Annotated in this window: 16 protein-coding genes; 5 read left to right on the plus strand and 11 right to left on the minus strand. The window is 64.0% G+C overall.

Annotation, left to right across the window (positions count from 1 at the left end; all coding sequences use genetic code 11):
• Position 1: 1 nt before the first annotated feature.
• Genes ACE3PH_RS12555 through ACE3PH_RS12570 form a run of 4 tightly spaced genes read right to left on the minus strand, consistent with a single transcriptional unit; the run spans position 2 to position 5,731 of the window.
• Complete coding sequence (locus ACE3PH_RS12555) at positions 2-1,153, minus strand: acyl-CoA dehydrogenase family protein (protein WP_374319470.1); 1,152 nt, start codon at positions 1,151-1,153, stop codon at positions 2-4.
• A 14-nt stretch (positions 1,154-1,167) separates the two neighbouring features.
• A complete protein-coding gene (locus ACE3PH_RS12560; RefSeq protein WP_374319472.1) occupies positions 1,168-3,312 on the minus strand; it encodes a 3-hydroxyacyl-CoA dehydrogenase NAD-binding domain-containing protein in 2,145 nt (714 codons plus the stop codon).
• A gap of 12 nt (positions 3,313-3,324) precedes the next feature.
• Entirely contained in the window at positions 3,325-4,530 is a 1,206-nt protein-coding gene (locus tag ACE3PH_RS12565; RefSeq protein ID WP_374319474.1) for an acetyl-CoA C-acetyltransferase, read from the minus strand.
• Positions 4,531-4,576: 46 nt separating this feature from the next.
• Positions 4,577-5,731: an acyl-CoA dehydrogenase family protein gene (locus ACE3PH_RS12570; RefSeq protein ID WP_374319476.1), complete on the minus strand. Its 1,155-nt coding sequence runs from the start codon at positions 5,729-5,731 to the stop codon at positions 4,577-4,579.
• 191 nt (positions 5,732-5,922) lie between these two features.
• Between ACE3PH_RS12570 and ACE3PH_RS12575 the strand changes: the two genes are divergently transcribed.
• The 3 genes from ACE3PH_RS12575 to ACE3PH_RS12585 all read left to right on the plus strand — a co-directional run bounded on the left by ACE3PH_RS12575 (position 5,923) and on the right by ACE3PH_RS12585 (position 11,613).
• Entirely contained in the window at positions 5,923-6,570 is a 648-nt protein-coding gene (locus tag ACE3PH_RS12575) for a TetR/AcrR family transcriptional regulator (protein WP_374319478.1), read from the plus strand.
• A gap of 230 nt (positions 6,571-6,800) precedes the next feature.
• Positions 6,801-9,881 carry an EAL domain-containing protein gene (locus tag ACE3PH_RS12580; RefSeq protein ID WP_374319480.1) on the plus strand — a complete coding sequence of 1,027 codons (3,081 nt, stop codon included), beginning with the start codon at positions 6,801-6,803 and terminating at the stop codon, positions 9,879-9,881.
• Positions 9,882-9,972: 91 nt separating this feature from the next.
• Positions 9,973-11,613 (plus strand): diguanylate cyclase, encoded by a 1,641-nt coding sequence (locus ACE3PH_RS12585; protein ID WP_374319482.1) that lies wholly within the window; start codon positions 9,973-9,975, stop codon positions 11,611-11,613.
• Between the two features lie 21 nt (positions 11,614-11,634).
• Here the strand turns inward: ACE3PH_RS12585 and infA are convergent, their stop codons facing one another.
• From infA to kdpF, 7 genes are all read right to left on the minus strand, one after another.
• Positions 11,635-11,901, minus strand: coding sequence for a translation initiation factor IF-1 (gene infA / locus ACE3PH_RS12590; protein WP_374319485.1), 267 nt, complete (start codon positions 11,899-11,901; stop codon positions 11,635-11,637).
• 383 nt (positions 11,902-12,284) lie between these two features.
• Positions 12,285-13,118 (minus strand): hypothetical protein, encoded by an 834-nt coding sequence (locus ACE3PH_RS12595; RefSeq protein WP_374319487.1) that lies wholly within the window; start codon positions 13,116-13,118, stop codon positions 12,285-12,287.
• 11 nt (positions 13,119-13,129) lie between these two features.
• Complete coding sequence (locus ACE3PH_RS12600; RefSeq protein WP_374319489.1) at positions 13,130-13,942, minus strand: hypothetical protein; 813 nt, start codon at positions 13,940-13,942, stop codon at positions 13,130-13,132.
• Positions 13,943-14,174: 232 nt separating this feature from the next.
• Positions 14,175-14,753: a potassium-transporting ATPase subunit KdpC gene (gene kdpC / locus ACE3PH_RS12605; RefSeq protein WP_374319491.1), complete on the minus strand. Its 579-nt coding sequence runs from the start codon at positions 14,751-14,753 to the stop codon at positions 14,175-14,177.
• A gap of 14 nt (positions 14,754-14,767) precedes the next feature.
• The gene (gene kdpB, locus ACE3PH_RS12610) at positions 14,768-16,834 is read right to left on the minus strand and encodes a potassium-transporting ATPase subunit KdpB (RefSeq protein WP_374319493.1); all 2,067 of its coding nucleotides are present in this window, start codon (positions 16,832-16,834) and stop codon (positions 14,768-14,770) included.
• Between the two features lie 8 nt (positions 16,835-16,842).
• Positions 16,843-18,633, minus strand: a complete 1,791-nt coding sequence (gene kdpA / locus ACE3PH_RS12615) for a potassium-transporting ATPase subunit KdpA (protein ID WP_374319495.1) — start codon at positions 18,631-18,633, stop codon at positions 16,843-16,845.
• Positions 18,630-18,722 carry a K(+)-transporting ATPase subunit F gene (gene kdpF, locus ACE3PH_RS12620; RefSeq protein ID WP_374319497.1) on the minus strand — a complete coding sequence of 31 codons (93 nt, stop codon included), beginning with the start codon at positions 18,720-18,722 and terminating at the stop codon, positions 18,630-18,632. The genes kdpA and kdpF overlap by 4 nt, the downstream gene beginning before the upstream one ends.
• Before the next feature lie 282 nt (positions 18,723-19,004).
• On the opposite strand from kdpF, the gene ACE3PH_RS12625 reads away from it, so the two are divergent.
• The gene (locus ACE3PH_RS12625; RefSeq protein ID WP_374319499.1) at positions 19,005-21,719 is read left to right on the plus strand and encodes a DUF4118 domain-containing protein; all 2,715 of its coding nucleotides are present in this window, start codon (positions 19,005-19,007) and stop codon (positions 21,717-21,719) included.
• Positions 21,716-22,414: a response regulator gene (locus ACE3PH_RS12630; RefSeq protein WP_374319501.1), complete on the plus strand. Its 699-nt coding sequence runs from the start codon at positions 21,716-21,718 to the stop codon at positions 22,412-22,414. Before ACE3PH_RS12625 ends, ACE3PH_RS12630 begins: the two co-directional genes overlap by 4 nt.
• Positions 22,415-22,416: the final 2 nt, after the last annotated feature.

A 22,416-nucleotide genomic window follows, 5' to 3' on the forward strand; every position in this document is an offset into this window, starting at 1 on the left:
TTCAGAGTCCCAGTTGTTTGGCGATGATCTCGTTCATGATCTCGTGCGTGCCGCCGCCAATCGAGAGGATGCGGTTGTCGCGGTAGAGGCGCTCCACCAGCGATTCGCGCATATAGCCCATGCCGCCAAAGATCTGCACGGCTTCGTGGGTGACCATGTCGGAGGCGCGCGTGGCGAAGTTCTTGGCCATCGAGATCTCTTTGATGACCTGTTCACCTGCGGCCATGCGGGCGGCACACCGGTAGGTGTACTCGCGTGCCACTTCAACCTGTGTGGCCATCTCGGCCAGCTTGTGGCGGATCACCTGGTGCTTGGCCAGCGGCTTGCCGAAGGTCTCGCGGGTGCGCACGTAGTCCAGGCATTGCTCCAGTGCCAGCTGGGCGGTCATGTAGGCCATGATGGAGAGGTTGAGCCGCTCCATCTGAAAGTTGAGCATGATGGTGAAAAAGCCGGAGTTTTCCGGGCCCAGCAGGTTGCTGGCCGGTACGCGGCATTGGTCGAAGAACAGCTCGGCCGTGTCACTGGCCCACCAGCCCATCTTCTCCAGGTTGCGGCCGATGCTGAAGCCGGGCGTATCGCGGTCGATCACCAGCAGCGAGATGCCGTTGTAGCCGGGCTCGCCGGTGCGCACGGCCACCGTGTAGTGATCGGCCCGGATGCCGGATGTGATGAAGGTCTTGGCGCCGTTGATGATGTAATCGTCTCCATCGCGGATGGCGCGGGTGCGCAGGTTGGCCACATCCGAGCCGGCGCCGGGCTCGGTGATGCCCAGCGCCATGATCTCGTTGCCCGCCAGTACGCCCGGCACGATGCGGTCCTGCAAGGCCTTGCTGCCCATGCGCCAGACGGGGGGCAAGGCGATGTCCAGCGAGCCGAGGCTGGCGACCAGACCGGCGGAGCCGCAGCGCATCAGCTCTTCGCTGGCTGCGACCTTCAGGAACACGTCCTGATCACCCGTGCCACCGTAGGTGACGGGGTGGCCGATGCTGAGCAGGCCCAGCTCGCCCGCCTGTCGATACAACGCACGGGGAAACGTGCCGGCTTCCTCCCACTCGGTCACATGCGGGGTGATGCAGTCCTTCACAAAGCGCCGGGTGCTCTCCCGGACCATGTGGTGGGTGTCGTTGAAGTAGTCGAGGGACGGGGCGGGCATGGGGGGCTCCTGTCTCAGTCTTCGAAGCGGCTGCCTTCCTGGGCCATGCGCACGATGATGGCGGCCGGCTCGAAGCGTGCGCCGTGGCGTTGCGCGAGTTCACGGCTGCGGGCCACAAAACGCGTGGCCCCCATCGCATTGATGAACTGCAGCGCGCCACCCTGGTGGGGCGCAAAGCCCCAGCCGAAGATGGAGCCGATGTTGGTGTCGGCCACCGATCGCACCACCTTTTCTTCGTAGCAGCGGGCCGCTTCGTTGGCCTGGATGAACATCAGGCGGTCGATCAGCTCTTGCTGGCCGGGTTGTGTGGCCTGCGGCGGATACAGCCGGGTCAGTTCGGGCCAGAGGGTCTTCTCCTTGCCGTTGTAGTCATAGAAGCCCTTGCCGGCCTTCTTGCCCACGCGTTGGTGGGTGGCGCCGATGTTCACCAGCACCGCGTTGGCCGGGTGGTCCGGCACAGTCTTGCCTTCGGCTGCCAGATCCTTGCGTGTCTGCTCGCCAATGTGCAGTGACAGGCTCAGCGAGACCTCGTCTTGCAGGGCCAGGGGCGGCATGGGCATGCCGGCCTTCAAGCCCGCCACCTCGATGGAGCGCGGGTGCACGCCTTCGCCCAGCATCGCGATGCCTTCCATCACATAGGTGGCAAACACCCGCGAGGTGTAGAAGCCACGGCTGTCGTTGACCACGATCGGGGTCTTGCCAATCTGCAGCACATAGTCAAAGCCGCGGGCCAGGGTCTCGTCCGAGGTCTGCTCGCCCACGATGATCTCGACCAGCGGCATCTTGTCGACCGGCGAGAAGAAGTGCAGGCCGATGAAGTGCTCAGGGCGGGCGCTGGCCTGGGCCAGACCGGTGATGGGCAGCGTCGAGGTGTTCGAGGCATACACCGCCGTGGCGGGGATCACCGCTTCGGCTTGCTGGGTGCAGGCGGCCTTGATCGCACGGTCTTCGAACACCGCTTCGATCACGAGGTCGCAGTCCGCCAGGTCTGCATACGAGGTGGTGGTGTGGATGCGCGACAGCAGGGCATCCCGCTTGTCGGTGGTGCTCTTGCCGCGGCTGATGGCCTTGTCGAGCAAGCCTTGCGAATAGGCCTTTCCCTTGTCGGCGTTCTCCTGCGTGGTGTCGAGCAACACCACGTCGATGCCAGCCTTGGCCGACACATAGGCAATGCCGGCGCCCATCATGCCCGCGCCGAGGATGCCGACCTTGCGGACCTGGCTGGCGGGCAAGCCTTTGGGCCGTGACTGGCCCTTCTTGATGGCGTTGAGCTGGTGCCACAAGGTACCGATCAGGTTCTTCGAGACTTGAGAAACCACGCAGGCCGCAAAGTAGCGCGACTCGACCTGGGATGCGGCATCGAAGTCCAGCAGACAGCCTTCGAACAGGCAGCTCATGATGTGGGTAATGGCCGGATAGTTGCCATGGGCCTTGGCGTTGGCCATGGAGGGGGCAATGGCCAGCATCTGGATCACGGCGGGACTCTTGCTGTCGCCACCGGGAATGCGGAAGCCCTTGACGTCCCACGGTGCGGCGGCTTTCGGGTTGGCGGCGCACCAGGCCTTGGCCTTGGCGATCAGCTCATCCGGTGTGTCGGCCAGCTCGGTGACCAGGCCCAGCTCCTTGGCCTTGGTGGCCGACAGTTCCTTGCCCTGGGTGATCAGCTCAAAGCTTTTCTGAATGCCGATCAGGCGCGGAACGCGCTGTGTGCCACCGCCGCCCGGCAGCAGGCCCAGCTTCACTTCGGGCAGACCGAGCTTGAGCTTGGGGCTGTTCAGGGCGATGCGGGCATGGCAGGCCAGGGCCAGTTCCAGCCCGCCACCGAGTGCCGTGCCGTTGAGTGCCGCGACCACCGGCTTGCCGCACTTTTCCATGCGGCGCATCATGGCCTTGAGTTCTTCGCACAGTGTGAAGGCTTCGTCGGCGGTCTGGATCTGGGTGAGCTGGTCGATGTCGGCGCCCACGATGAAGGTGGGCTTGCCCGAGGTGATGACCAGGCCCTTGAGGGCGTCGTCGGTTTCGAGGCGGGTGACCAGCTCGGCGAACGGGGCGGTGAGCGTGGGGTTGAGCACGTTCATCGCGCGACCGGGCATGTCGATGGTGACCAGGCCGATGCCGTTGGCGTCGATGTCGAGGGTGAAGGCTTGGGTGTGAGTCATGGTGCAGCCTCCTCAGACGCGTTCGATGATGGTGGCGATGCCCATGCCGGCACCGATGCACAGCGAGGCCAGTGCGGTGGCCTTGTTGGTGCGCTCCAGTTCGTCCAGGGCCGTGCCCAGGATGATGGCGCCGGTGGCACCCAGCGGATGGCCCATGGCGATGGCGCCGCCGTTGACGTTGACGCGGTCCAGCGACACGCCCAGATCACGTGCGGTTTTCATGGGCACCGTGGCAAAGGCTTCGTTGATTTCCCACAGGTCGATGTCGCCGGCCGTCATGCCGAGCTTGTCGAGCGCCTTGCGGCAGGCGGGGGTCGGGCCGGTCAGCATGATGGTGGGTTCGGAGCCGATCACCGAGCACATGCGCACCTTGGCGCGCGGTTTGAGCCCAGCCTTGATGCCGGCTTCCTTGCTGCCCAGCAGCAGCAGCGCGGCACCATCGACGATGCCCGACGAGTTGCCGGCATGGTGGCTGTGCATGATCTTCTCGATGGTGGTGTACTTGTCGAGCGCGGTGGCATCGAAGCCCATCTGGCCAGGCATCTCGAACGAGGGGCTCAGCTTGGCCAGCGTGTCGATGGAGGTGCCGGGGCGTACGGTTTCGTCGCGGTCGAGCATGACGCGACCGTTGAGGTCCTTCACCGGCACGATGGAGCGCGCAAAGCGGCCCTCGGCCTGCGCCACGGCAGCACGGCGGTGCGATTCGGATGCGAAGGCGTCGAGGTCCTGGCGCGAGAAGCCTTCCAGCGTGGCGATCAGGTCGGCGCTGATGCCTTGCGGCACGAAGGCGATACCCGCGTTGATGCGTGGGTCCATCACCCAGGCGCCACCATCGCTGCCCATGGGCCAGCGGCTCATCGATTCGATGCCGCCCGCCACCACCATGTCTTCCATGCCGGACATGATCTTGGCGGTGGCCAGGTTCACGGCCTCCAGGCCAGACGCGCAAAAACGCGAGAGCGTCACGCCGGCGACCGACTCGGCCCAGCCGGCATCGAGCACGGCGGTGCGGGCGATGTCCGAGCCCTGCTCGCCCACCGGGGTCACGCAGCCCAGCACCACGTCGTCGACCACCGAGGTGTCGAGGTGGTTGCGTTGCTGCAGGGCTTGCAGCAGCGTGCGCAGCAGCCACACCGGCGTGGCCTGGTGCAGGCTGCCGTCTTTCTTGCCCTTGCCGCGCGGCGTGCGCACGGCGTCGTAGATATAGGCTTCGATCATGGAAGCTCCTTGTGTTCGGTGGGGAGGAATGGAAGGGCGCGGCGCGTCACAGGAAGCGCGAGGCCAGTTCCTTCATGATTTCGTTGGTGCCGCCATAGATGCGCTGCACACGGGCATCGGCCCACAGACGGGCGATGACGTATTCCTTCATGTAGCCGTAGCCGCCAAACAGCTGCAGGCACTCGTCGATCACCTTGCACTGGTTGTCGGTGATCCAGTACTTGATCAGGGCCGCCCGGTCGACGCCCAGCTCACCCTTCAGGTGCGACACCATGGCGGCGTCCACCAGCGCACGCGAGGCCATCAGCGTGGCCTGGCACTCGGCCAGCTTGAAGCGGGTGTTCTGGAAGGAAAAGACGGGCTTGCCGAAAGCCTTGCGCTCCTTCGTGTAGGCCAGGGTTTCATCGACGGCCAGCTGCATCGAGCCCACGCCGCAGATGGCGACAATCAGACGCTCCTGGGGCAGTTCCTGCATCAGCTGGAAGAAGCCCTGGCCCTCGGCGCCACCCAGCAGGTTGGCTTCGGGCACCAGCACGTCGTCGAAGAACAGCTCGGAGGTGTCCTGACCTTCCATGCCGAGCTTGTCGAGGTTGCGGCCGCGGCGGAAGCCGGTGGCGCCGTCGGTTTCGACCACCAGCAGCGACATGCCCTGTGCACCTTCGTCCTTGCTGGTCTTGCAGACCACGATGACCAGGTTGGCGAGTTGGCCGTTGGTGATGAAGGTTTTGCTGCCATTGAGGCGGTAGGTGTCGCCTTCCTTGACGGCATGGGTGCGCACGCCCTGCAGGTCCGAGCCCGTGCCGGGTTCGGTCATGGCGATGGCGCCTACCAGTTCACCCGTGGCCAGCTTGGGCAGCCAGCGGCGCTTTTGTTCCTCGCTGCCGTAGTGGAGGATGTAGGGGGCGACGATGCCCGAGTGCAGGAAGCCGCCGAAGCTGCTGATCCCTGCCTCGCATTGCGCAAACATGATGGCGGCTTCGTGGCCAAAGTCGCCGCCCGCGCCACCGTACTCTTCCGGCATCGAGGCACACAGGAAGCCATTGGCGCCGGCTTCCAGCCAGGTCTCGCGGTCGACCGAGCCCTGTTCGCGCCACTTGGCATCCTTGGGCACCCATTGTTCCTTGAAGAAACGCAGCGCCGAGTCATAGAGCATGCGGTGGTCTTCGGTCATCCAGGCAGGGGTGAAGTTCTGAATGGGCATGGGGTCTCCTCGGTCTCTCGGTGTAATCTAGGGTTAATGCGGATATTTTGGGTAATCTGAATTACCAATCCGTGTTGGCTTCAGATGAGGCTGTCCATATTGTTCAGGATCGCGTTTTCTGACAAGGGTGTCCCACCTGATTTACCTTTTAAGATCGCCATTTGGTAATTTGAATTTCCATATCGGAAACCATGCTTCCCCAAACTGACAGCGCCAGGATCGAGGCGGCACCCGGTGCGGCAGACCGGCGCGCCATCCTGGCCAAAATGCGTCCGGACACCCTGCAGCGCATCGAAAAGGCCGTGCTGGAGTTGTTTTCCAATCAGGACTTCCATGACGTCAGCCTGATCGATGTGGCGCGTGCCGCCAACGTGTCCTTGCAGACCATCTACAAGTACTTCGGCAGCAAGGAGGTGCTGGTCTACGCCATGCTGGACGTGATGCTCGGGCGCCTGGCCGAGCGCATGATCGACCACCTGCAGGGCATCGATGACGCGCGCGAACGCCTGCGCAAGACCTGTTGGGTGACGCTGGACTACATGGACAAGCACCCGGCGGTGATGCTGCTGCTGTTCACGGCGGTGCCGGTGTCCCGCCACCGCAATATCCGCATTTACGAAAGCCCGGATCTGATGGGGGCGTTTCTCGGTGTCTTCAAGGACGGGCAGCAACGCGGTGTGCTCAACCGGCAGGTATCCAGCAAGATCCTGCTGGATGTCTTCATGGGTGTCATCGGGCGCGTGGTGCTCATGCACATCGTGCGCGGCGAAAAACGGCCGCTGATTGACCAGTTCGATGAACTGTTCAACATCCTCTGGCGGGCGATGTCGAGCGATTGATCGGCTTGGAGGCCCGTCCGTGTGTGGCCTTGCGTCGGAAAGCCGGACAAGGTGTGCGTTTAGTCCGGTTTGCTCGTCAAAGCCCTTCAGTTTTCAAGAGATCTGCCGATCTGGGTAACGTTCACCCCTGATCCGCAGTACCGATGTCTTTTGCAGCCCCCGTCGGAGAGGGTCCCTCTCGTCCAGTTCGGTCTCCGACCCCGCCCCCGCTCCTGAGGCAGGAGGGATGGGTGCGCGTGCCTTCCACCCGGCTCAAACGCCAGATTCTGATGCCGGCGGCTTTGGTGCTGATGGTGCTGGTGGTGCTGTTCATCGTTGGGGCCGGCCAGTATCTGCGCGGTCAGGAGCGTGAACACACCCGGAGTGTGGCGCAGCATGCGCGCAGTTTCTGGGCGCGTCTGCAGCAGGAAGAAGTGACCAAGCTGGCCTGGCAGGTGTCGGATGCCCAGTCGGACGCCCGCCTGGTCCAGGCCATGGTTCATGGCGACAAGGCTGCCTTGCTGGCTGCCACCCAGAATCGCTTCGACGCCTTGCGGCAGCAGTTGGGCATCACCCACTGGTATTTCATGACGCCCGAGGGGCGGGTGCTGTTGCGGGTGCATGTGCCCGGGCGCAGCGGCGACCTGATCGAGCGCGAGAGCCTGAAGCAGGCGATGCAGACGGGCGAGCCCGCCAGTGGCATGGAGTTGGGGACCTTGTCGACCTATACCCTGCGGTATGTCGCGCCCTGGCGTGTAGACGGGAAGCTGATCGGCTACGTCGAGATGGGCACGGAAGCCCAGTGGTTCGCCCAGGAAGTATCGCGGGTGCTCAACCTGCAGGTGATGACGGCGGTGCGCAAATCGGTCACATCGCCCGAGCGTTTTGCGCAGGGCAAGGCATCCCTGGGGCTGAGTGGTCGCTGGGATGATGACCCCGAGCAGGTCCTGCTGAGCCAGACGGCGGCGATCCTGCCCGATGGGCTGATGGCAGCCTGGAACGGCTGGTTGGCCGAGCGTACACACGCCGACAAGGTCACCGAACTGGCTCAGGATGATTTGCGCTGGTCTGCAGCCTTTGTGCCTTTGCCAGATATCTCGGGACGCCAGGATGTGAGCATGGCCGTGTTGCGTGATGTGGCGGCTGAACGGCAGGACGCTGCGATGCAGTTGCAGGCCTTGGCTCTGGCCAGCGTCTCGATGATGGGCTTGCTGTTTTGCACCCTGTACCTGCGTGTGTCCTCAGCCGAGAGCCGCTTGCGCAAAGCCGACGATGCCCTGCGTCACAACGAGCGGCGTTTCAGTGATTTCGCCTCGGCTACGGCGGACTGGTGGTTCTGGGAGCTGGACGCCAACCTGTGCTTTTCGTATGTGTCGCCACGCCTGCCTGAAGAGCTGCGCATGGCACCCAGCCAGATGATCGGCATGCCTCTGCGGGATTTGGCACTGAACCAGGATGCCGCTGAAAGGCGCAACTGGGCCTACCACCTCGACAAGCTCGCGAAACGCCAGCCGATCACGCAGTTCGAGTTCAGGGTGACTTTGCCGAGTGGCGAGGAGCGCTGGAGTTCGGTCAGTGGTTCGCCTGTTTTCGAGCTGGGGCAGTTTGTTGGCTACCGCGGCACAGGTTGCAATGTCACCACCCGCCGCCAGGCCCAGTCCGATCTGGCGCTGGCTGCCACCGCCTTTGACTCGCAGGAAGGCATGATGGTGCTGGATGGTGCCGGGGTGGTGCTGCGCGTCAACAAGGCCTTCACCGACATCTCGGGTTACCAGCCAGAGGACGTGGTTGGCAAGCCTTCGGCGTCCTTGCAGCCGTCCGGTGTGGTGGGGCAGGCCTACGATGCCGTGCGAGCCGAGATGGAGGCCGGCGGCCACTGGCAGGGCGAGATCTGGACCCAGCGCAAGAATGGCGAGGTCTATCCGCAGTGGTTGACCATCAACACGGTGCATTCGCAGTCCGGGGATGTCACCTACCGCGTGGTGGCGTTCTCGGACATCAGTCAGCGCAAGGCGGCCGAGGCCGAGATCGAGCGCCTGGCCTATTTCGACTCCCTGACCGGCTTGCCCAACCGGCGCCTGGTGATGGACCGCCTCAAGCTGATTCAGGCTGCTTGCGCGCGCACCGGTTACAACGGCGCCTTGCTGATGATCGACCTCGACAACTTCAAGACGCTCAATGACACCCTGGGCCACGACAAGGGCGACCTGCTGTTGCGCCTGATCACCGAGCGCCTGCGCCCCTGCCTGCGTGCCACGGACACCCTGGCCCGGTTTGGTGGTGACGAGTTCGTGGTGGTGTTGTCCGAGCTGAGCTCGAACGAGTCGGAGGCGGCCGATCAGGCGCGGCATGTGGCCGATAAGCTGCTGCGTACCCTGGCGGATGTCTATGACCTCAATGGGCAGGAGTACCACAGCACCTGCAGCATAGGCGTGGCCTTGTTCGGGCCGCAGCACGATGCGCTGGAAGAGCTGATGAAGCGCGCAGACCTGGCCATGTACGAAGGCAAGGCGGGGGGGCGCAACACCGTGCGTTTCTTCGACCCGGCGATGGAGGTGGAAGTGAACCGCCGAGCCACGCTGGAGGCCGACCTGCGCAAGGCGCTGCAGCGCCACGAATTCCAGCTTCATTACCAGCCTCAGGTGCGAGATGACGGTCAGTTGGTTGGCGTGGAAGCCCTGATCCGGTGGTTGCACCCCGACAAGGGCATGGTCTCGCCTGCGCAGTTCATCCCGGTGGCCGAGCACACGGGCTTGATCCTGCCCCTGGGCCAATGGGTGCTGGAAGCCGCTTGTCGCCAACTGGCCGACTGGGCCCAGACCAGCTCGCTGGAAGATGTCACCATCGCTATCAATGTCAGCGCACGCCAGTTCCGCCAGCCGGACTTTGCGGACCAGGTGCTCAAGGCCTTGTCCATGGCGGGCGCCCGCCCGGAGCGGCTGAAACTGGAGCTGACGGAAAGCCTGCTGCTGGACAACCTCGATGACACCATCGAGAAGATGGCCGTGCTGCAGTCGCGAGGGGTCACCTTCGCGCTCGATGATTTCGGTACGGGTTACTCCTCGCTGGCCTACCTCAAGCGCCTGCCGCTGGATCAGCTGAAGATTGACCAGTCCTTCGTGCGCAATGTGCTGAGCGAGCCCAATGACGCCGCCATCGTACGCTCCATCATCGGCCTGGCGCAAAGCCTGGGCCTGACGGTCATAGCCGAAGGGGTCGAGACGGAAGCGCAGCGCCATTTCCTCGCGGAACATGGCTGCGCACACCATCAGGGCTATTTGTTTGGCAGGCCGATGCCGGTGGGTGAGCTCGAGCGCGCCTATGTGGCGTGAACGACGCAACTGGCCGGACACCAGGGTATTGATGAATGGATAGGCGAATCAGGGCGATCCGATAATGGATGCAAGCAAGCCAAATTACCCCATGACTGCATTGCCGCCGACCTCGACAGATGACCGGATTGATGTGCTGCGGGCGCGCTGGGATGCGTATCTGGCCGACGGGCTGTTCGAGCAGTTCATCGAGTTTGCCGTGGCGGTCAACAGCCTGGCCGAGCACCTGAACCGATTGCGCCTGCCCGGCCTCGTTCGCTTGTGCGAGGGGCTGGAGGGGGTGGCCCTTACCCGCCTGGGCGACGAAGATGCCCACCCGCTGGGCGACCAGGATGTCGCGATCATCCAGCGTCAGCTCGACACGCTGCTGGGGGCTGTGGCCACCGTGAAGCCCCCCGCGGCGGTGCCCGAGCGCCGTGGCGAGGAGCTGGCGCCCGCTGCCGCCAATGAGGTCGAGTGGATCAAGCCCCGAACGATCTGGCTCGTCAGCCCGGAAGGCAGCAGCGGCATGGCCTCGGCGCTCGCCAGTCAGATGCGGTATTTCGGCTTTCAGGTGATCGACGTGAACTGGGGGACACCACCTCCTGTGGAAGATCAGCCGCTGGCGGTGCTGTTTGTGCCCCCACCCGGCGACATGCAAGCCGCACATTTCGAATTCATCTCGGCCGTGCGTGCGGCCAGCCCGGTCAGCCAGCTCTTCTTCCTGGGGGCCCAGTCTGCCATCGAGCCCATCGTGGCGCTCATGCGCGCCGGCATCGACGTGAGCATCCCGGCTGAGGAGCAGTCGGCCATGGTGCTCAACCGCATCCTCGACCTGGTTCAGAACCTGGAGCAGGACAAGCACCGTGTGCTGGTGGTCGAAGATTCGCGGGTGGCGGGTGCGCTCATCCAGCGTACCCTGGTTCAGCACGGTATCGACAGCCTGGTGATCCGCGACCCGGGCACCTTGATCGAATCGCTGGAAGCCTACCGGCCCGATCTGGTGTTGATGGACATGTACATGCCACGCTTCAACGGCGTGGAGGCCACACGGGTGTTGCGGCAGATGTCGGCGTACAGCACCTTGCCCATTGTCTATGTGTCCAGCGCCACTGATGTGGGCATGCAGGTCGAGGCCTTGCGTCTGGGGGGCGACCAGTTCCTCACCAAGCCTTTCAACCCGGTGTTGCTGGCCGCGGTGGTCAAAACCAAGATCGAGCGTTTCAGGGAAACCTTGCGCTCGACCCGCCTCGACGGACTGACCGGCTTGCTCAACCACACGGCGGCCAAGAGCCGACTCAAGGCGCTGTTGGCCGAGGCGGCGGGCGGGCAGGTGCCCCTCACCGTGGCCATGATCGACATTGACCACTTCAAGGCGATCAATGACACCTATGGTCACCCGGTGGGGGATCAGGTCATTCGCGCGCTGGCCTGGTTGCTCAAGGGCCGGCTGCGCTCAAGTGACCTGATCGGGCGCTATGGTGGGGAAGAGTTTCTGGTGGCCTTGCCGGGGGTGACACCCGAGCAGGCTGGCGGGGTGATTGACCGCATTCGCCACGATTTCGCGGCCTTGCCGCACGCGCACCCGGGTGGGACCTTGCACTGCACTTTCAGTGCAGGGCTGGCCGCCTACCCGGTGGTGGACGCCGCTTCCGGGCTCACCGAAGCGGCGGATGGGGCCCTGTTGCAGGCCAAGCGCCTGGGGCGCAACCGCGTGGAGTGGACCTTGTCAGAGACCCGCAACGTGGTCTGAGCTCAGACCACACCTGCCATCTCAGTACTTGCGTGGAGGCGGGTTCGAGGGCATCGAGTTGGAGCGCGGCTCCAGGTGACGGAAGGTGATGCGGCCCTTGGTCAGGTCGTAGGGCGACAGCTCCAGCGACACCTTGTCACCCGCGAGGATGCGGATGTGGTGCTTGCGCATCTTGCCGCCGGTGTAGGCGATCAGGCTGTGCCCGTTTTCCAGGGTCACGCGAAAGCGGGAGTCGGGCAGGACTTCGTCGACCTGACCACGCATTTCAATGAGTTCTTCCTTAGCCATGGAAATGGTTCTCTGTCTGTGTTGGACGGTATAGGCACCATCTGGAAGTTTGCACCCTGATACAGAGGGGCACAAGCCAGTGGCGAGGTGATGCCAAAGCATGACCTCGCGGGGCGACAAGATGGTGTCTGCCGTGTGGTGCCGACCTGACAGTGTCGGGTCGACGTGGAACTCGCCGTTTCGGGACAGCCTTCCGCAACAAGGGCAGAGGGCCGCGGGCTGTGTTGATCAGGAGGGCATGCCAGGCATGCTCCGGTCTGTCAGGCGTCAGGGCCGCGGGGGTGAGCAACACGCGGCTACCCCGGCATTTTATCAGGATGTCGGGGTTGCTGCAGACGTGGGCGGGCACGACCCGCCGCGTACGGAACTCGTCCTGAGGCAGATCAGTCCTTGTGGGCGGACGTGTGGATGAGCGTACCCACGTGTTCGCCACGCAGGGCCGCCGTCAGGCGACCGGGTACCAGGCCGTTGATGACCTGCACCCGTTCGATATGGCGCGCCGTGCCCATCACCTCGACCATGGCCCGGTCGATCGGCAAGGTGCCCTCCATCTTGGCGAGCTCGGCGGCGCTGGTTTCACTCAGCAACTCGGCCTGGCTGCCTTGCGGGCCGGTCGGGTCGGTCGTGTAGATGCCGTCCACGTCTTCCACGATGGTCAGACCGGCTGCGCCCAGCGCATCGGCCAGCAGGAAAGCGCCGGTGTCGGCCCGGTGGGTCGGGATGCGGGAGCCCGGAAATTCGTGGTGGTGGTACGGGGGGAAGGCACTGCCGACCAGGCCGCGCGCCGCCGCAAAGTGGATCGATAGCTGGTTGGCCATGGTCGGGTGCTCGATGTATGAGACTCCATCAGGTGCCAGCAGCGACGCCAGGATGTGCCCGTTCTGGCCGGCCTCGCTGGCGGCCAGCGGTGCCAGCGAGCCCACCGGCAAGCCCAGGTCCAGCCCCACGCTGTACAGGTGGCGTGCGCGGATGCCCGCCCCCGTGAGGATCAGCAGGCGGTGTTCCGGCAGCAGCTTGCGGATCTCGTCGACGATGGGCAGGATGGCCTCATGCCCACGGTCCATGATGGCGCGGCCACCGATCTTCACCACCTGCAGCCAGGGCAGCAGGCGAATCGGCTTGCGACCGGCCACCGGGCTGGTCAGGGCGGTGTCTTGCAGGGTCTGGCGAGCCAGCGGCGATGCGACGTGCTTGATCTCGTTGATGTGGTCAGCCATGGTCGTACTTCTCAGCTCGCAGTGATGATGGTGCCGACGTGTTCGCCAGCAAGGGCCCGGGTCAGGTTGCCGGGAACCAGGCCATTGATGACCTGCACTTCGCGCACATGGCGTGCCTGTTGCAGCAGATCAAGCACGGGGAACTCGAGGATGGAGTCGTGCAGACCGGCCGCCTTCATTTCGTCAACCGACATCTTCGGGATGAAGGTGGCGTTTTTGGAGGTCTTGGGGTTGGCGGTGTAGAGGCCGTTCTCGTCCTTGACGAAGACCATGGCCTTGCAGCCGAACTGTTCGGCCATCAGGAAGCAGCCGGCGTCGGTGCGGTAGGGCGGGATGACTCCGTCGGGTGACGGGCGCATCCAGAGCTTGTAGGGGGGCATGCCGCTGAAGACCACGGCATTGACCTCTTGCAGAAACAGCGGCAGGGCAGACAGGCCGGCACCGCTCACCTGCGAGATGCCGTGCTTGGCGAGCAACTGGCCCAGCATGGCCGCATTCTGGTCGGCGACCGAAGAGCCCAGTTGCGACAGCACCCCGGCGGGCAGGCCCAGCCCTGCACCGATGGAGTAGAGGTGTCGGGCACGGGTGCCTGCACCTGTCCCAATCAGCAGCTTGTGCTGCTGGCGGACCTGGACGATTTCATCGACCAGCGGGAAAACCGCTGCACGGCCGCGGTCGATGACGCTTTGGCCGCCAACCTTGATCACGGTGACGTCGGGGAGGATGCGGAAGTCTTCAGCGGCATCGGCTGCGGCCAGCAAGGCCGTGTCGGTCAGCGAGCGCTGCATCAGGAGCGATTCCAGCTCCGTCGTCGTCTGGGTCATGGGTGAACTGCCTTTCTTCGAGGGTTTTCAGCATAGACACCCACGAGGTGTCCGTAAAACCTGAAAAACGACAGCTGGCCCACGTTATGGCCGGTCAAACATAGCGACCGCTATTCGTGGATGAACCAGCCATGCGACAGCGAAAGGGCTGGTGAGCAGCGTTGTGTTCCACCCCGAATATCCGATCTCTGCAGTTGGGTTTGCTCATCTGAGTCTGCAGCGACTGGGTGGGTCATGCCGGTGTCAGCCGGTCGAGCGCCAGGTTCAGTTTCAGCACATTGACCCTGGCTTCGCCCAGCACTCCCAGCCAGGGTTGCTCGGTGTGGTGCGCCACCAGCGCCTCAACCACCTGAGGCGGCAGGTGGCGCAGCCTGGCGATGCGAGGCACCTGATAGAGGGCCGCCGCAGGACTGATGTGCGGATCGAGCCCGCTCGCCGAAGCCGTCACCAGGTCTACCGGTACGGGCTGGGTATTGCCCGGATCGGCCGCACGCAAATGGGCCACACGGGCTGTGACGGTGTCATGCCAGGCCGGGTTGCTGGGGCCCTGGTTGGAGCCGCCAGAATTGGCCGCGTTGTAAGGCATCGGGCCGGTAGCCGATGGCCGCGACCAGAAGTAGCGGGGCTCCGAAAAGGCCTGCCCGATCAGCTCGGAGCCGATCAGCTGGTCATGGTCGTGCAACAGGCTGCCGTTGGCCTGATGGGGAAAGAAGGTTTGGCCCAGGGCCGTGATCGCCATGGGGTAGGCCAGCCCCGTCACCACGGTCAGGGTGGCGAACAGGCTGAGGGCAGGGCGCAAGAGGGATGTCATGGTGACGCTCCTGATCAGATGAGGTTGAACAGGCTGAGCGAGGCATCGATCAGCTTGATGCCGATGAAGGGCACGAGCACACCGCCCAGGCCATAGATCAGCAGGTTGCGACGCAGCAGGGTGGCGGCACCGAGCGGCTTGTAGGGCACCCCTTTGAGTGCCAGAGGGATCAGCACGATGATGATCAGTGCGTTGAAGATCACCGCCGACAAAATGGCCGAGGCGGGGCTGCTCAGATGCATCACGTTCAGTGCCGACAGCTGCGGATAGGTGCCGACAAACGCTGCGGGGATGATCGCGAAGTACTTTGCGATGTCGTTGGCGATGCTGAAGGTGGTCAGCGAGCCGCGTGTCATCAGCATCTGCTTGCCGGTTTCGACCACCTCGATCAGCTTGGTGGGGTTGCTGTCGAGGTCCACCATGTTGCTGGCCTCTTTGGCTGCCTGGGTGCCCGAGTTCATGGCCACCGCCACATCGGCTTGTGCCAGTGCCGGGGCATCGTTGGTGCCGTCGCCCGTCATCGCAACCAGGCGACCTTCCGCCTGATACTGCCGGATCAGGGCCAGCTTCTGTTCGGGCGTGGCTTCGGCCAGGAAGTCGTCGACCCCCGCTTCTGCTGCGATGGCCGCGGCAGTCAATCGGTTGTCGCCCGTGATCATCACGGTCTTGATGCCCATCTTGCGCAGCTCGGCAAAGCGTTCCTTGATGCCGCCCTTGACGATGTCCTTGAGCTCGATGACCCCGAGGACGCGGGCGTTGTCGGAGACCACCAGGGGAGTGCTGCCCCGACGCGCCACCTCTTCTACCAGCGCATCCACCAGCGCCGGGAAGTCACCTCCCAGGCCATGCACGTGTCTGCGAATGGCATCGGACGAGCCCTTGCGGATCAGCCTGCCGGGCAGGTCTGCACCGCTCATGCGGGTCTGTGCGGAGAAGTGCACAAAGGTGGCCCCCATGCTGCCGAGGTCGCGGGCGCGCAAGCCGAACAACTGCTTGGCGAGCACCACGATGCTGCGCCCTTCGGGGGTCTCGTCTGCCAGAGAGGCCAGTTGGGCCACATCGGCCAGCTCAGCCTGGCTGACACCGGGTGCCGGCAGCATATCGGCTGCCTGGCGGTTGCCCAGGGTGATGGTGCCGGTTTTGTCCATCAGCAGCACATCCACATCGCCAGCTGCTTCGACGGCCCGTCCGGAGGTGGCGATCACGTTGGCCTGCATCATGCGGCTCATGCCAGCCACCCCGATGGCCGACAGCAGTCCGGCGATGGTGGTGGGAATCAGGCACACCAGCAAGGAGATGAGCACGGTCAGGCTCACGGTGGCCCCGCCGCCAGCCATGGCTACGGCGAACGATGAATAGGGCAGCAGGGTCACCGTCACCACCAGAAAGACGATGGTCAGAGCCACCAGCAAGATGGTGAGTGCGATTTCGTTGGGTGTTTTTTGCCGCTTGGCACTTTCCACCATCGCGATCATGCGGTCGACAAAGGTCTCGCCGGGGTTGACCGCCACCTGCACCACGATCCAGTCGGACAGCACGCGCGTGCCGCCGGTGACGGCAGAGAAATCCCCGCCCGACTCCCGGATGACCGGTGCGGATTCGCCCGTGATGGCGCTTTCGTCCACTGATGCCACGCCTTCGATCACGATGCCATCGGCGGGGATCACATCACCTGCCTCGACCAGCAGGGTGTCACCCTTGCGCAGCTGGGTCGATTCGATGGGGTGCCAGGGGCTGTCCCGACGTGGGGCTTCGAGCTTTTTGGCCCAGGTCTGCTTTTTCAGGCTGCGTAGCGAAGCGGCTTGTGCCTTGCTGCGCCCTTCTGCCAGGGCCTCGGCAAAGTTGGCAAACAGCACGGTGAACCACAACCACAGCGCGATGGCCAGGATGAAGCCAGCTGGCGCATCGCCTGGCTGGATGCAGGCTTGCGCGAACAGCAAGGTGGTGAGCAGGCTGCCCACGTACACCACGAACATCACGGGGTTGCGCCATTGGACACGAGGGTCCAGCTTCTTGAACGCATCGACCACAGCGGGCCGCAGCAGCTGGGTGTCATAGAGTTTGAAGGCCATGCGAGTCATGAGGTGCCTCACTTCCAGAGCATCAGGTGCTCGACAACCGGGCCCAGTGCAAGCGCCGGTACGTAATTCAGCAAGCCGACCAGCAGCACGGTGCCGATGAGCAGCATCACGAACAAGGGGCCATGTGTCGGCATCGACCCCTCGGTCGGCGTGGCCCGCTTTTTGGCGGCCAGGGATCCTGCCAAGGCCAACACCGGCACGATGACCCCGAAGCGGCCCAGCCACATGGCAATGGCCAGCAAGACGTTGTAGAAGGGGGTGTTGGCCGACAGGCCTGCAAAGGCGCTGCCGTTGTTGTTGGCTGCGCTGGTCAGGGCGTAGAGGATCTCCGAGAAACCGTGGGCGCCGGGGTTGGCGATGCCAGCACGACCGGACTCGGTGATGACGGCCACAGCCGTGCCCAGCAGCACCACCAAGGGCGTCACCAGGATGGCGATCGATGCCATCTTCATGTCGAAGGCTTCAATTTTCTTGCCCAGGTATTCGGGGGTGCGACCAATCATCAGGCCGGCAATGAACACCGCCAGGATGGCGAATACCAGCATCCCGTACAGCCCCGTCCCGACACCACCGAAGACCACCTCGCCGAGCTGCATGTTCACCATCGGAATCAGACCACCCAGCGGGGTGAAGGAGTCGTGCATCGCGTTGACGGCGCCACACGATGCATCGGTGGTGACCGTGGCGAACAGGGCCGAGTCGACGATGCCGAACCGCACTTCCTTGCCTTCCATGTTGCCGCCAGCCTGCCCGGCCGAGGCAACCTGGTTGACCTGATCGTGGGCGAGCAAGGGGTTGCCCTGCTGTTCAAACCGCATGGTGCCCACGGCCCCCGCCGCGAAGAGCAGCCACATGGCAGCCAGCACGCTCCAGCCTTGTCTCAGATCACCGACGGCGCGGCCGAAGGTGAAGCACAGCGCAGCCGGAATCAGGAAGATCGCCACCATCTGGGCGAAATTGCTCAGGGCTGTTGGGTTTTCGAAGGGGTGCGCCGAGTTGGCATTGAAGAAGCCGCCGCCATTGGTTCCGAGCAGCTTGACGGCTTCCTGAGAGGCGACCGGGCCCATGGCCAGGGTTTGCGTGCGGGTGCTGAGCGTGGTCATGACCGGCTGACCCTGGGCGTCTTTCACGGGCAAGCCTTGCTTGTCCAGTTGCGGGGCGTCGTAGCTGAGACGCTCAACCGATGTGATGTCCTGATAGGGCGCGAAGTTCTGGATCACACCTTGCTGCACAAGCCCGATCGCGAAAACCGAGCACAGGGGCAGCAGGATCCACAGCGTGCTGCGGGTCACGTCGACCCAGGCATTGCCGATGGCCTGGCTGCTGTGCCGGGTAAGACCTCGGATGAGGGCGATCACCACGGCGATGCCGGTTGCGGCCGAGAGGAAGTTCTGCACCGACAGCCCCAGCATCTGGGTCAGGTAGCTCATGGTGGATTCGCCGCCATACCCTTGCCAGTTGGTGTTGGTGACGAAACTGACAGCGGTATTGAATGCCGAGTCGGGCGATACATTGCCCAGGCTTTGCGGGTTCAAGGGGAGCCACCCCTGCAGCCTTTGCAGACCGTAGACGACCAGCAGGCCCAGGGCATTGAACAGCAGCAGCGCCAGGACGTACTGCAGCCAGCCCATCTCTGCATCGGGTTTGACGCCGCAGAGCCGGTAGAGCAGGTTTTCGATACGGGTCAGCCAGCGCCATCGGCCGTTCATGACGGTGTCGATGTAGCGACCAAGTGGGTAGGCCAGCAGCATCAGGGTGATGCTGAAGACCATCAAAAGGGTCCAGCCATGCAGGGTCATGACAGTGTCTCCGGGTTGAGCAGCGCCATGACCAGGTAGATCAGCAAGCCGATCGCGATCACGCCGCACAGTGCATACAGCCAGGTCATTTCCGATGTCCTCCGATTCGGGCGCAGCCCTGAGCCATGCCGGCCAGCGTCAGCCAGAACAGGCAGCCCAGGACGATGAAAGCGACATCCATGGTTCGCTCCTTTGTTGGATGGGTGAATGCATCGTAGGAAGCGGGGTATCAAGATGTGGACAAGTTTTTCTGGCTGCGCATCAAGAAAGCATCAAGACCGGCCGGTCGGCGTCAATCTTGATGACTTCTTGATGTTCGACCACCGATACTGCGGGCTTGTGACGACTTGTCTGCCAGGGGTGTGTTTCCCATGCAAGATGCGCAGAATCGGCCTGATCCCGATGAGCTGCTCGACCGTGTCAAGGAAGAAGCGGCCGAAGCCCTGCGGGGTGAGCTGAAGATCTTTTTTGGCGCCAGCGCGGGTGTGGGAAAAACCTGCGCCATGCTGGCTGCAGCCCAGCAAGAGATCCGTCAGGGGCGGGCGGTGGTCATCGGCCTGCTGGAAACCCATGGGCGGCAGGACACCGAGGCGATGGCGGCGGGCCTGCCACGCTTGCCCTTGCGGTCCATTGTCTACAAGGGCCGCAACCTGACCGAATTCGACCTGGATGCCGCATTGGCGCATGCCCAGACCCATGACCGGGCACTGGTGCTCGTCGACGAGCTGGCGCACAGCAATGTGGCAGGGTCCCGTCATCCCAAACGCTGGCAGGACGTGGAGGAGTTGCTGGCTGCCGGGGTGGACGTCTGGACGACCATGAATGTCCAGCATCTGGAGAGCCTCAACGACATCGTCAGCGGCATCACCGGCATCCCGGTCTGGGAAACCGTACCTGACCAGCTTTTTGACCGCGCCCATGAGGTGGTGGTGGTCGATCTGCCGCCAGACGAGTTGCTGGCACGGCTGAAGGCTGGCAAGGTCTATATCCCTGAGCAGGCGGAGCGTGCGGTCGGCAGCTTCTTTCGCAAGGGCAATTTGCTGGCGCTGCGGGAGCTGGCCTTGCGGCGCACAGCCGATCGGGTGGACAACGAGGTACTCGCTTATCGGCGCAGCGCCGCAGTCGGGCAGGTCTGGCCACACCGCGAGGCCCTGCTGGCCTGTGTGGGTGATGGGGCCGGTGCCGACAAGGTGGTGCGCGCCTGTGCCCGGCTGGCAACGCAACTGGGCATCCAGTGGCACGCGGTCCATGTGGACAGGCCGGTGACGGCCGGCGGCGGTGCCCATGTGGCGCAGCAGGCCTTCAAGGCCTTGAAGCTGGCCGAACAATTGGGCGCCACGGTGGCGACCCTGTCAGGCAGGGATGTGGCACAGACCCTGGTGCGGTATGCCCGCGAACACAATCTGGCCCGTCTGGTGATGGGGCGTCGCTCGCGTCGCTGGCCTTGGCAGGCAGCCTTGTCGGACCAGGTGCTGGCGCTGTCCGACGAGCTGGACGTGCTGCAGATTGCCTTGCCACATGGCATCCGTGCGGCGGTCGACAGGATGCGGGGCAGGGATGACCTCTGGACACTCGACTGGCGCGCCTATGGCCTGGCCGTGCTGGCCTGTGTGGTCACGGCCATACTGGCATCGCCGCTGGTGTCGAGGCTGGAGTTGTCGAACATCGTCATGCTGTTCCTGCTGACAGTGGTCGGAGTGAGCCTGCGCTTGGGGCGCGGCCCTGCCGTGCTGGCTGCGTTCGTCGGGGTGGGCCTGTTCGACTTCTTCTTTGTACAGCCTCGGTTTTCGTTTGCCGTCACCGATGTGCAGTACCTGGTGACCTTCGCGGTGATGCTGTGCGTGGCCCTGGTGGTGGGGCAGTTGACGGCCGGCCTGAAAGCCCAGGCCGAAGTGGCCACCTTGCGTGAACAGCGCGTGCGGGCCTTGTATGGCATGTCCAAGGAACTGGCCTCCGCCTTGTTGACCCAGCAGGTGGCCGAGCTGGGGCAGCGCTTCATTCGGGCGGAGTTCGGCATGCCGGCCACCTTGGTTGTGGCCGATGATGCCGGTCAGCTGCATGACATCCCTGGCGGCAATGCCCTTGTCGACAGGGGGATCGCGCAGTGGGCGTATGACAGGAGCCAGCCTGCTGGCAAGGGAACCGATACCCTGCCGGCGAGCCCGTCATTGGTGCTGCCGCTCAAGGCCATCATGCGCACGCGGGGCGTGCTGGTGGTCGAGCCGCCACCATCGTTGTGGATGGGCCCCGAACAGCGTCAGCTGCTGGAAACCTGTGCCTCCTTGCTGGCCATCTCGCTGGAGCGCATCCACTACATCGATGTGGCCCAGGCGAGCTCGATCCAGATCGAGTCCGAGCGGCTGCGCAACTCGCTGCTGTCCGCCATTTCGCATGATCTGCGCACCCCTTTGGCGTCCCTGGTCGGCATGGCTGATGCGCTGGAGTTGACATCACCGCCGCCGAGCGAGGCCCAGAAGCAGATCGGTCAGTCGATCCGCCAGTCGGCCCTGCGCATGAGTGCACTGGTGAGCAACCTGCTTGACATGGCCCGACTGGAAGCCGGGGCCGTGCAGTTGAATCGCCAGTGGTTGCCGCTGGAAGAGGTGGTGGGCAGCGCCTTGTCAAGTTGTGCCACCTTGCTGGATGGCCGCCCCGTCCAGGTCAAGCTGGATGGCGATCTGCCCTTGCTGCATCTCGACAGCGTGCTGTTCGAGCGGGTGTTGGTCAACCTGCTGGAGAATGCGGCCAAGTACACCCCGTCTGGCACGGCCATCATGGTCGGGGGCCGGCGCTGGGGGGGCGAGGTGCGGCTGACCGTGGAGGATGCCGGGCCGGGTTTGCCTGTTGGCAAGGAAACCTCCATCTTCGAGAAATTCGAGCGCGGCATGAAGGAAAGTGCGACACCGGGTGTGGGACTGGGGCTGGCCATTTGCCGGGCCATCGTGCAGGCCCATGGAGGTGTGATCACGGCCAGCAACCGGCCTGAGGGCGGGGCATGCTTCACCATCGCCTTGCCGGTCGGACAGCCTCCCAGCGACGACGGCAGCCAACTGAGCTGGTCGCCCGAATCGGGAGGTGAGGCATGACCGAAGTGAGCGTCAAGGTCCTGGTGGTGGAAGACGATGCGGACATCCGGCGCTTCATCAGACTGAGCCTCGAATCCGAGGGCTACGAGGTGTTCGAAGTCGACACCGTACGCCGTGCCCTGATCGAGGCGGGTACGCGGCGTCCGGATGCGATCGTGCTCGACCTGGGGCTGCCCGATGGTGACGGCGTCGACCTGATTCGAGAGTTGCGCAGCTGGTCACAGGTACCGATCGTGGTGCTGTCGGCACGCAGCCGGGAAGACGACAAGATCGAGGCGCTGGACGCCGGTGCAGATGACTATCTGGTCAAGCCCTTTGGTTCGGGCGAGTTGCTGGCGCGGATGCGCTCTCAGTTTCGCAGGCACCTGTTCCAGAATCCGGTGGGCGACAGCGAGATCCGCTTCGGCGAGGTGAGTGTGAATTTCACGACCCGCACGGTGGCGAAGGCGGGGCAGCCCTTGCATCTCACCCCCATCGAATACAAGCTGCTGACCCATCTGGTGCGCCAGCCGGACCGTGTCGTCACCCACCAGCAGTTGCTCAAGGCGGTGTGGGGGCCCGGCCATGAGGGGGACATGCACTATGTGCGCGTGCACATGGCCAATTTGCGCAAGAAGATCGAAGATGACCCATCCATGCCGACCTACCTGACCACCGAATCGGGTATCGGATACCGATTCAGACAGCGAGCTTGACC

Source organism: Aquabacterium sp. (assembly GCF_041909175.1).
GTDB lineage: Bacteria > Pseudomonadota > Gammaproteobacteria > Burkholderiales > Burkholderiaceae_C > Aquabacterium.